Genomic DNA, 10,306 nt, shown 5'->3' with positions numbered 1-10,306 from the left:
TCGCGCCGGCCGTCGATTCCAGCTCACATACAGGGGGAGCCCGCCATGCCAGCTCAACGGACCCCGGTCCGATCCGGTGCCGCCGACCCGGGTGAGATCGACCGCGGGCCGGGCCGGGCCGTTTCCGGCGCCGGCACCAGCGGGATCCGGCGACGCGGCGTCCGCCGACCGGGCGCGGCCTCGGTGGTCAGGGGATTCCGAGTGGTGTGGCTGCCAGGAGCCCACGGCGGCCGGCTCGCCTACTTCTCGGCGCAGGCGGATGCGGCCTACTGGGATGGCGTCTGGCAGGACATCGGTCTGTCGTATCGCCGGAGCCGGCGCGGACACCTGCCTCATCAGCTGCGGTCCACCTTCCTGACCTGGGCGGCTCCAGGCGGGCGGGTCCTCGAAGCAGGCTGCGGCCTGGCGCACTTCACCGTCGCGGCTCGGGCCCGTGGTTTCGCGGCGGAAGGCGTCGACTGGGCCCCGGAGACGCTCGCCCGGATTCGCGCACTGCTTCCCGATGTGCCACTGCGGTCGGGGGACGTCCGACAACTCGACTGCCCTGATGGCAGCTACGACGCCGTCTACTCACCGGGGGTGTGCGAACACTTCGCGGAGGGCCCGGAGCGGATACTCGCGGAGACCTACCGTGTCCTGAAGCCGGGTGGGGTCGCGATCGTGTCCACGCCGTGCCTGAACGAATATCTGCAGCGCCGGCGACATCTCTTTGAGAACGGACCGGACGTGGCTCCCGCCGTGGAACCGGACGAATGGGAGGACTTCTACCAGTACGCCTTCGCACCGGAGGAGATGTCCGCGATTCTGCGTGGCCTCGGCTTCGAGGTGGTGGACGTCAGGCTGCACGGAACCCTTCTCACGCTCGCCACCTGGTCGATGCCGTGGCTTGGTCAGCTGCCGGGATCGATCAGCCGGCCGCTCGGCCTCACCGTCGACAAACTGCCCGTGCTCCGCCGGTGGGGGGCCAGCTGCATCTGGGTCGCGCGCCGTCCGGAAGGCGAACAGCAGGGCGGGAAGCAGCACGGGGAACGTGGCAGCGGGGAACGGGGCGGCGGCGGCCGAGAGGCGGGCCGGTGATGAGGATCGTGACTGTTCTGAAGACCGGAAACGGCTGCCTGTGGACGATCCCCATCCTGACGGCGCTGGCTGACGACGGTCACGAGGTGGTCGTGCTGCTTCCCGAGGAGGACAGCGCGCTCGCGCGGCGCTGCGCCCAGCGCGGCATCCGGGTCGTCCGCAGTCCGGCGCCGGTGCCGTCGCGTTCGCCGCTGCGGCAGGCAGCCGGTGTGTGGCAGCTCCGTACGCTGCTGCGCGAGCTCGACCCGGATGTGCTGCACTACCACCTGTACGCCTCCGCGGTACTCGCGCGGCTTGCCTCCCTCGGGCGCGGCCCGAGCCGGCGGCCGGCGCGGGTGCACATGGTGGCGGGGCCGCTCTACCTGGAGAACCGGCTGATCGAGCTGGTGGAGCGTTGGTTCGCCCGGGCGGATGACCTGGTTGTCTGCTCGTCGGGGCACCTGCGTGAGCGTTACCTCGCCCTCGGCGTGCGCCCGGATCGGCTGCCGACCGCCTCCTACGGCGTCGACCTCGTGTCGTTCGTCCCGCCCGGCGCTGCTGCCAGGGCGAAGGCGAGGGCGGAGCTCGGCCTGGACCCGTCAGCCTTCGTCGCCGTCTGCGTCGCCTACTTCTACCCGCCGAAGCGGCTGGTGCACCGAGGGCAGGGGATCAAGGGGCATGAGGTCCTGCTCGAGGCCTGGTCCCGGTTCGCGTCGCGCTCCGGGCCCGCGACGCTGGTGCTGGTCGGCGGTGGGCACGGCCCGGGCGGCGAGGCCTACCGTGACCGGTTGCGTTCCTGGGCGGCGGGGCTGCCCGGCGCCGCCTCGGTGGTCTGGGCCGGCCCCGCCCAGGATGTGCGTCCCTTCTACGCGGCGGCTGACGTGAGCGTGAGCCCGTCGCTGTCGGAGAACTACGGCGCCGTGGCGGAGGCGTCCGCCTGCGCGGTGCCGAGCATCGCGTCGGCCGTGGGCGGGCTGCCGGAGCTGGTGAAGGACCACAACGGCTGGCTGGTGCCGCCCGGTGATCCCGCGGCCCTCACGGTCGCCGTGCGCGCGGCCTTCGAGCTGCACCAGGCGGCGCTGCAGGGGGGACCGGTGCGAACGGTCTGGCTCGGCGCGGGCAGGCCGCGCGTGAGCGGGCCGAGGAGCTGCTCGATCAGGAGAAGAACCGCAGATATATCGCCGACGCAATCCTGGGCGCCGCCGGATCGTCACGCCGTGTCGCCGGATCGTCGAGATTGGAGCACAGGCAGTGACCGAGCAGGGGTACCAGCGCCCGAAGCGCAGGATTGACAGCCTCGTCGGCATCGCCCGCCGGGCCCCGGTCGCCCTTCACCTGCGCTACCAGCAGCGGACGGACCCGATCGGCTACGCCCGGCGGATCGGGGTCCGCCTGGGTGACCGCTGCCGGCTGATCGGCGTCAGCGGGTCGACGTTCGGTAGTGAGCCGTACCTGATCCGCCTTGGCGACCACGTGGTGGTCGCGGCCGAGGTCAGGTTCGTGACGCACGACGGGGCTGTCTGGGTTCTGCGTGACGATCATCCGGAGGCTGATGTCGTCGCCCCGATCATCGTGGGGTCGAACGTCTTCATCGGGCTCGGTGCGCTCATCATGCCCGGGGTGACCATCGGCGACGACGTCGTGATCGGCGCGCGTGCGCTGGTGAACCGGGACGTCCCCGCGGGATCGGTGGTGGCCGGGGTGCCGGCGCGGGTCGTGGGATCCTGCGCGGACTTCCGCGCCCGTACTCTCGCCGCCTCGGTGGGTACCGGCCGGCTGCCCGAGCAGGAGAAGCACCGGCGGCTGCAGGAGCTGTTCGAGCACAGCTGATGCCGGGCGGGCGGCGGGTCAGCGACCCGCCCGGCCTACTCGCCTGTCGCCCGGGTCAGGGTGCTCACGGTGTGACGTTCCTCCGTGTCAGGAGTCCGGCTGCGAGGCTGTCGCGGAGCCCGCTCGTGCTGCGGAGATCGGCTGCACCGCGGAGCGCGGCGCAGGCAGAACGGCTGGGGCGGCAGCGGTGGCCGGGACCGCGGCGGCCGGGACATCATCCCGCTCATCGGCAGGCGCCGCATCGGGGCGAGACGTGCCCAACGGCACCGCTGGCACGCCTCCGACCCTGGCCCCGGGCGGTACATCCCTGGTCACCACCGCGCCCGCCCCGACCACCGCATCGTCGCCGATGGTCACGCCCCGCAGCACAGTGGCCTTGGCGCCGATCCACACGTTGCGGCCGAGTGTCACCGGCGTCGCGGAGAACAGCATCGCCATACCCGGGACGCCGGGCCCGACCACGTGATCCTGGTCGCGGACCACGCTCATCTCGGCCAGTAGGCTGCCGGCGCCGACGGCCACCCGCTGGCGGGCCACCACCACGCAATGGGCGGCGAGATAGGCCGTGTCGAGGGTGAGGAGCGCTCCGTCGGCGGCCTCGAGCTGGACATCTCGGATGAGGACCGTGCGCCGGATGACCATCGTGCCGCGGGGAGCGCAGCGGATTGTGCATCCGGGCCCGATGAAGGAGTCGAACCCCACCTGGACTCCGGGCTGCGTCATCCGCACCAGAATGATCCTGGTCCAGGAGGCGGCCAGCGCGGCGCCTCGGGAGCCGCGCTGGATGAGGCGCGCGTAGCCGGTCGCGAGCCCGGTGGCAGGTGCGACATCCGATGCCGCCTTCGCGTGGAACAGCCGGTTTCGGAGCAACGTTCTCATCCCCTCCGCACGGCCGGTGCCGTGCCTGTACGACGGTCTCCGCTACACATGGTGATTCAAACTGACTCTCCGTTAGGGTACCGCGACCTCTTGACGTAACAATGATCTTACTCATAGTAAGTTTCTCGTGTGGACATGACTACGGTCGCGATACCTCGGCAGCGCTCAGCTCCTCCCGCGGCGTCGCCAGCGGACCCGGCCACGCAGCCCTCCGTCGGATGGTCACCCCCATCCGTCGAGCCGCTGCCCCTTCCAGGCGTGAAGCGGGCAGTCGACATCGTCGGATCCCTGGCGGGCCTCGCTGTGGCCGCGCCTGTGCTGACCGTCGCCGCAGTCGCCATCAAGGTGGACGACGGCGGCCCGGTCCTGTTCAGGCAGGAGCGAGTCGGCGTCGCCGGCGAACCGTTCACGATGCTCAAACTGCGGACGATGACAGTAGGAACCGAGCACACCGGACTCGGGCTGCTGGCAGGGCAGGACGACCCGAGGACAACCAGGGTCGGGCGCGTGCTCCGCAGGATGAGCATCGACGAGCTACCCCAGCTACTCAACGTCCTGGCTGGGCAGATGAGCCTTGTCGGGCCCCGGCCTACGGTCCGGAGCCAGGTGAACCGATATTCCGCCAGACAGATGGGCCGGCTCCAGGTCCACCCTGGAATCGCCGGCTGGGCCCAGGTCAACGGCCGGAACCAGATCTGCTGGAATCGCCGGATCGAACTGGACCTGTGGTACATCCACAACTGGAGCCTGCGTCTTGACCTGGTCATCCTCTGGCGTGCCCTGTTGACGGCGGTGGCTGGTGACGGCACCTACGGCGCCAGCGGAGTCACCCAGGACTTCGGGAACTGCCAGGGCGAGGGCGGATGCCGCTGCGCGCCAGCAGCCGGATCGCATCCTCGCCGGCGTCGCGGCCACCCGCGCGCCACAGCGCCCCTGCGCGCTGACCGGACCGGAGACGGCCAGCGCCCACCGCCGCGTGTGCTGGCCGGAGGCGTCGCATGACCGAGTCCACGCCCACCGGCCTGGCCCCGGCGAGACTGCCAGCCCAGGCCGTCGTCCCCCAGGAGAGCGCGGTGCGCGGCACCTGGCCTGTCTTCGGTCATGCCGAGGTCGCCGCCGCCGTCGAGGTGCTCGGCAGCGGCGCGGTGAACTACTGGACCGGCACTCAGGGCCGTCGATTCGAGGAGGAGTTCGCGGCAGCGGTCGGCTGCGAGTACGGCGTGGCCGTGTCCAACGGAACGATTGCGCTCGAGATCGCACTGCGGGTCCTCGGGGTCGGGCCGGGCGACGAGGTGATCGTGCCGAGTCGTACCTTCATCGCGTCCGCGAGCTGTGCCGTTGCGCTCGGCGCTCGACCGGTCGTGGTCGACGTGGACCCCGACTCCCAGAATCTCACCGCGCGGACCGTGCTGGCCGGGCTCACCGCGCGCACCAAGGCCATCGTCGCGGTGCACCTCGCCGGGTGGCCGGCCGAGATGAGGAGCCTGCTCGAACTCGCGCGCGAGCACGGCATCGCGGTCGTCGAGGACTGCGCACAGGCGCACGGCGCGCGGCTGTGCGGGCGCCCTGTCGGCTCCTGGGGCGACGTGGCGGCGTGGTCCTTCTGCCAGGACAAGATTCTGACCACCGCCGGCGAAGGAGGGATGATCACGACCAGGAATCCGGCCTTGTATCAGGCGGCGTGGTCCTACAAGGACCACGGCAAGAACTGGAGCAAGGCGCATGAGCCTGCCCAGGGCACCGGATTCCGCTGGCTGCATGACTCGTTCGGCACGAACGCGCGGATGCACGAGATAGCGGCCGCGGTCGGGCGGGCCGCCCTACCGCGGTTGCCGGCCGACCTCGCCGCACGCCGCCGGAACGCGGCGATCCTCGCCGAACGTCTCGGTCACCTGCCCGCCCTGCGCACGACGACACCGCCGCCGTGGGTCGAACACGCCTACTACCGCTGGTACGCGTTCGTCCGACCGGAGTACCTGCGCGACGGATGGGACCGGGACCGAATCCTGGCGGCCCTGGCCGCCGTCGGGGTCCCGTGCAGCGTCGGGAGCTGCGGCGAGGTCTACCGCGAGGAGGCCTTTCCCGTCGAGTGGCGACCCGCCCGTGCGCTGCCGGCCGCCGCCGACCTGGCCCGGACATCGCTGGCGTTTCTCGTCCACCCGACCCTCGAGCCCGCTGACATGCACCACTGGGCGGATCTCGTCACCGACGTGCTGGCGGAGGCGACCATCGACCAGGCCGTCTGAAGATCAACGGGAACACTTTCCGGGCCGGCCGCGACGGTCCCCGCCGGCCGAGGAGCCCGTCCCGACCCTGTGATCGCGGACCGAGGTGCGCGGCGCAGGGTCGGGACGATGACGTCCTCGACCTGGCGCGCTCGGACTCGGACAGCACGATCCGTACGGCGGCAGGGCCAGACCAGAACGCGCCTCACCGAATCGGGTACCACCTACCCGCGAGATTTCCGGCGTCGGACACCGGTCTCCGCGTCCCGCCGAGCCGCACGCGTGAACCAGTCATGCGACAGGGGAGTCCAGAGACTCGCGGCGATCATCCGAGTTTCGGCGCCAGTACACCCCGGTCCAGTCGATTTTCGTGAGTGGTTCCGTGATGTTGTGTTGCGTCCGGAAGTCCTCCACCGCGCGGCGACATCCCTCGACAGCGCCGTAGTCGTCCACAATGCAGAATCCGCCGTCGGAGAGGCGTGGATACAGTGCGTCGAGTGCCTCCATCGTGCTCCCGTACATGTCCCCGTCGAGCCTGAGTACGGCGATCCGTTCGATCGACGCGGTGGGCAGGGTGTCCCGGAACCAGCCGCTCAGGAATCGCACCTGGCTGTCAAGCAGCCCGTAGCGCCGGAAATTCATGCGGACATCCTCCTCGCTCACGGCGAGGGCAGCCCACTCGTGGTGGCGGTCACCGGCGTCTGCGGGGTAGCGCTGGGCATCTGCCTTGGGTAGTCCCCTGAACGAGTCGGCGAGCCACACGGTCCGGTCATCGACTCCATACGCGAAAAGGATTCCTCGCATCAGGATGCATGAACCGCCGCGCCACACTCCGGTCTCGACGAGGTCGCCCGGGACTCCCTCGGCGAGCACAGTCTCCACGCTGTCCCGAAGGTTCCGCATCCTGAGGGAACCTGTCATCGTGTGGGCGAGCCGTGGCCAGTCCCCGCCGTGCTCGCGCTTCTCGGCAGTGGTGCGCCGGGTGATCTCCAGCCCATATTTTTCCAGGAACCGCACGAGCGCGCGCTTGGCGGTGCCCTCGGGAATCCATACCTGCCCGTCCAGGCTGTCCCACAGCGAGAACGTAAGAGTATCCTGGAGAAGGGTGAGGTATCGCTCGGTGAGTTCGGACGAGCCGGGCGCGGTTTCCGTGTTGGTGGTAGTTGTCGAATATGTCATCTTGACCCCTGCTGGTATTTGCGGGAAGTTTATGCGTTCCCGCGTCCTCTGAAATGTGTCGAAATGCCGGCCTGGTTCCGATTCGCTGGGGAACCGTGGAGTGCGGCACGAAACGGCGGCTGTCGCACCTGCCGCCCGACTGATGATCACCGGCCAGGCTAGCTGCCAGCTAGCTGGCTGGGTGGCGACGCCGGCTCGCCACCACCTTCTCGAAGATCTCGAGGTGGCTGCCCGCTGCCCGTTCCCAGGTGTACGAGTGGGAGACGAGCTTCCGAAGCGCCTCCCCGCGCCGCTCGAGCTCCTGCGGGTCGTGTAGCGCGACCCGCAGCCCACCCGCCAGCGCTTCCGTCGTGGCGGGCACAACCCAGCCGCCTCCGATCTGCTCGACCTCGTCGAATCCGCAGCTGTTCGTGATGAGAACGGGTGTGCCGTTGATCCCGGCCTCCAGCGCGACAATCGACATTGCCTCGTGGCGAGATGGGACCACCAGCAGCGCCGCGCCGCGCAACAGTTCGGTGCGTTCGGGGCCACGGACCATACCGGTGAAGCAGACCTGATCGCCGACGCCTGCCGCCGACACACGTGCGGTGAGGTCGGTCAGCATTCCCTGGTCCGGCCCCGCCACCACGCAGCGCCAGCCGGATTCAGCCGGGACCGTCGAGATGAACGCGTCGACGAGCAGATCCACTCCCTTGATCCAGTTCAGTCGACCGAGGAACAGGACATAGCGGTGTCGGGTGAGGCCGTACCGGGCGAGAACCTTCCCTGCCGTGTCCTGTTCGTGGTCGGACGCCGAGACCCCGTTGGGTACGACGAGCACGCGGTGTCGGTCGACTCCATACGGAACGAAGTCCGCCCGTTCGGGGTCGGTAACCGCGATGATCGCAGCGGCCCGCCGGACCAGTCTGCTGCCGACGGCCAGGTCGTAGGCCCTTTTCGTCAGGCGACTCCGCCCCCGGATCGGCAGCGCTCCGCATGGCGAGAACACGTACGGCACGTCGCAGCGAGCAGCCACCTCGGCCGCGAGGGCATTGAGGACGGTCCAGTGGTTGATGAGGTGGACGACATCGGCCGCGCGCACCCGTTCGGCTATCGCGGTGGGACTCCCTGGCAGGTAGTACCTGCGGTTTCGGCAGGGGAGCGCGGTGACCGTGGCTGGCGCTGCCATCTTCAGGTGGTCGGGAGTGAGGTCGAGGTCAAGAGTCAGCACCTCGGAACTGACGTCAGCGCCGCCGAGCCGCGGATACCGGCGGGCGAGCTGCACTCCTCGCTCCCCGACGCCGCCGCCGCTGCGCGCGTCGACGGCCGGCACTACGGTCACGATGTGCATGAGGGCTCCTCGACGGTCGCGACCGTGTGCACCTGGCGTGACCGCCCTGCGCGGGAGAATGTCCGAACGGCGAACCGGGGCCGTGGCGCCCGTCGGCGGCCCGGCTCATGGAAATACATTCGTAGTGCTTCCGCGCCTTCGGACTTCAGCTCCGCCGCAGTGGTGACGTAACGCTCGCTACCACTGCCCAGCCCGGCCGGTGGCGCCAGAAGAAGCGCGGGGGGCGTTTCCCGGCCTACATCCGCCGAGGGTCGGATCGTGCGCTTCGTGTCACGGAGAGCGTTCACGATGATTACTATAGGTTGTGTCGAGTGGTGGTAGGTCTTCATGGCGGCGTGTCGTGGCACCTGGCCTGGTGCCGTTGCCGATGAATGAGGGGTTCGTGTCCCGTGCCGCGCTTTTGATGCCGTTCGTGTGTCCTGAAACGCACCATGAGTCGGTTGCCAGGGGAACGTCTGAGCCGACCTGGGTGCGTACCAGCCTAAACCGAGCTGGCCTTACCTGGCCTTACCTGGCTCGCTGGTGGACTCGTTTCCTTAGGCTGCCTCCCGCGGGTGCCGCGTGACCGTTTTTGATAGGAGGTGTGCCCTTAACTGTCCCGACAATGCGGGCCAGCTCGTCCCGCAGAGGTGCAGGATTGACGAAACCGGCGGACCGGAATGCGGCCGAGCTGATGGGGGCGGTGTTGCGTGGCCCGCCGGTCAGCCGGTCGGCGGCTGCGACAATCGCGTCCGGCAGCGAGATCCGGGCCTGTGGCGGCTGTCCCGCCAGGGACCGCACGACATCCTGCATAGCGGCATAATCCGTGTTGGAGCCCAGCTCGTCATCGACGACATTGAACACGGCCCGGCGGGATGGCAACGGTGAGTCCAGCGCGAACCGTATCGCCGCGGCGGCGGTCTGCGCCGCGACGTAGTACACCCCGGTACCGCGCCGCACCGAGCCGAGCAGCGCGGCTCGCAGCGGGCGGCGCAGGGTGTCGGTGACCAACGCGTAGGACGCCGGGTGACCGGCCGCGACGACCGCGCCGAGGCGCAGCACCGCGAGCTCGCAGTCTGGCCGCAACGCCCGCAGCCAGGGCTGCTCGCTGGCGAGTTTCGCCCGGCCGTAGGCGCTGCGCGGCTGGCATCGGCTGGCCTCGTCGATGACGCCGCGGTGGCCGGTTCCGTACACGGAGATCGTGCTGGCGACAACGACCCGCGTGATGTCGGGGCAGCCATTCACCGCGGCCACCAGGTCGAGCGCCATGTCTGGATTCCGGCTTGGATCGGCGTTGTCGTAGGCGAGGTGGCAGAGCGCGGCACCCGTCGGCGCTGAGAGCTCGAGCTGCCCGGCGGCGAGGTCGAAGGGCATCCACCGTTCCCAGGCCTCGGCGTGTGGGTCGCTCCGGCCGAGCAGCATCAGATCGCGGTCCTGGAGCGCGGCACGTACCCACCTGCCGACGCGACCAGTGCCGCCGGTGAGCAGCACGGTCGAGGGACCGTCCCGCCGGCGCGGCCCGGTCTGGACCGCGGTGGGGGCGAGCCCGGCAGACGGGCTGCCAGTTGTGGTGGACGGTCTACCGGCAGGCACGGGCTGTGTCCCTCCTCGGCGTTCCATGCTGGCTGCACGGCCGCTGTGGCCATGACTCGACTACCCACAGTCGATGTCGCGAAGGGAGACGGTAGGCGCCGGTCACCGTCGACGGCGGAGGCGCGCCGATCCCTGTTCGGACAAGTCGACCAGCGCCGTGTCGGAGATCAGCACGCTGGTAGGAGCGGAAAGGGCCTGCCGTGGCCCGGATCGACGCTCCCATGGCCTGCTCGTC

Annotated in this window: 9 protein-coding genes; 5 read left to right on the top strand and 4 right to left on the bottom strand. The window is 69.8% G+C overall.

Annotation, left to right across the window (positions count from 1 at the left end; genetic code table 11):
- The first annotated feature begins 45 nt into the window (after positions 1-45).
- From FREUN1FDRAFT_RS39475 to FREUN1FDRAFT_RS47625, 3 genes are read left to right on the top strand one after another with little or no spacing between them, the layout of a single operon-like run.
- Positions 46-1,077: a bifunctional 2-polyprenyl-6-hydroxyphenol methylase/3-demethylubiquinol 3-O-methyltransferase UbiG gene (locus FREUN1FDRAFT_RS39475; RefSeq protein ID WP_006538844.1), complete on the top strand. Its 1,032-nt coding sequence runs from the start codon at positions 46-48 to the stop codon at positions 1,075-1,077.
- Between the two features lie 8 nt (positions 1,078-1,085).
- On the top strand, positions 1,086-2,348 hold the full coding sequence (locus tag FREUN1FDRAFT_RS04860; protein WP_198144241.1) for a glycosyltransferase: 1,263 nt from the start codon (positions 1,086-1,088) through the stop codon (positions 2,346-2,348).
- Positions 2,308-2,886 (top strand): acyltransferase, encoded by a 579-nt coding sequence (locus FREUN1FDRAFT_RS47625; protein WP_006538842.1) that lies wholly within the window; start codon positions 2,308-2,310, stop codon positions 2,884-2,886. The genes FREUN1FDRAFT_RS04860 and FREUN1FDRAFT_RS47625 overlap by 41 nt, the downstream gene beginning before the upstream one ends.
- 87 nt (positions 2,887-2,973) lie before the next feature.
- On the opposite strand, the gene FREUN1FDRAFT_RS04850 is transcribed toward FREUN1FDRAFT_RS47625, so the two are convergent.
- The gene (locus FREUN1FDRAFT_RS04850; protein WP_006538841.1) at positions 2,974-3,756 is read right to left on the bottom strand and encodes a DapH/DapD/GlmU-related protein; all 783 of its coding nucleotides are present in this window, start codon (positions 3,754-3,756) and stop codon (positions 2,974-2,976) included.
- Between the two features lie 267 nt (positions 3,757-4,023).
- Here FREUN1FDRAFT_RS04850 and FREUN1FDRAFT_RS04845 point away from each other — a divergent pair, with 267 nt between their 5' ends.
- Entirely contained in the window at positions 4,024-4,767 is a 744-nt protein-coding gene (locus FREUN1FDRAFT_RS04845) for a sugar transferase (protein ID WP_006538840.1), read from the top strand.
- On the top strand, positions 4,764-6,011 hold the full coding sequence (locus tag FREUN1FDRAFT_RS04840) for a DegT/DnrJ/EryC1/StrS aminotransferase family protein (protein WP_006538839.1): 1,248 nt from the start codon (positions 4,764-4,766) through the stop codon (positions 6,009-6,011). The genes FREUN1FDRAFT_RS04845 and FREUN1FDRAFT_RS04840 overlap by 4 nt, the downstream gene beginning before the upstream one ends.
- Positions 6,012-6,281: 270 nt before the next feature.
- Here FREUN1FDRAFT_RS04840 and FREUN1FDRAFT_RS04835 read toward each other — a convergent pair whose 3' ends face one another.
- From FREUN1FDRAFT_RS04835 to FREUN1FDRAFT_RS04825, 3 genes are all read right to left on the bottom strand, one after another.
- Positions 6,282-7,169 carry a TylF/MycF family methyltransferase gene (locus FREUN1FDRAFT_RS04835; RefSeq protein WP_006538838.1) on the bottom strand — a complete coding sequence of 296 codons (888 nt, stop codon included), beginning with the start codon at positions 7,167-7,169 and terminating at the stop codon, positions 6,282-6,284.
- 169 nt (positions 7,170-7,338) lie between these two features.
- The gene (locus tag FREUN1FDRAFT_RS04830) at positions 7,339-8,499 is read right to left on the bottom strand and encodes a glycosyltransferase (RefSeq protein ID WP_006538837.1); all 1,161 of its coding nucleotides are present in this window, start codon (positions 8,497-8,499) and stop codon (positions 7,339-7,341) included.
- Between the two features lie 507 nt (positions 8,500-9,006).
- A complete protein-coding gene (locus tag FREUN1FDRAFT_RS04825) occupies positions 9,007-10,071 on the bottom strand; it encodes an NAD(P)-dependent oxidoreductase (protein WP_006538836.1) in 1,065 nt (354 codons plus the stop codon).
- Positions 10,072-10,306 lie beyond the last annotated feature (235 nt).

Source organism: Parafrankia sp. EUN1f, from assembly GCF_000177675.1.
In the GTDB taxonomy this organism is placed as follows: domain Bacteria; phylum Actinomycetota; class Actinomycetes; order Frankiales; family Frankiaceae; genus Parafrankia.
This window is presented reverse-complemented; position numbering and strand designations above follow the sequence as displayed.

Bases quoted from the DNA above. Each gene is read 5' to 3' on its own strand.
- FREUN1FDRAFT_RS39475 (WP_006538844.1), top strand. From the start codon at position 46: ATGCCAGCTCAACGGACCCCGGTCCGATCCGGTGCCGCCGACCCGGGT.
- FREUN1FDRAFT_RS04835 (WP_006538838.1), bottom strand. From the start codon at position 7,169: ATGACATATTCGACAACTACCACCAACACGGAAACCGCGCCCGGCTCG.
- FREUN1FDRAFT_RS04830 (WP_006538837.1), bottom strand. From the start codon at position 8,499: ATGCACATCGTGACCGTAGTGCCGGCCGTCGACGCGCGCAGCGGCGGC.
- FREUN1FDRAFT_RS04840 (WP_006538839.1), top strand. From the start codon at position 4,764: ATGACCGAGTCCACGCCCACCGGCCTGGCCCCGGCGAGACTGCCAGCC.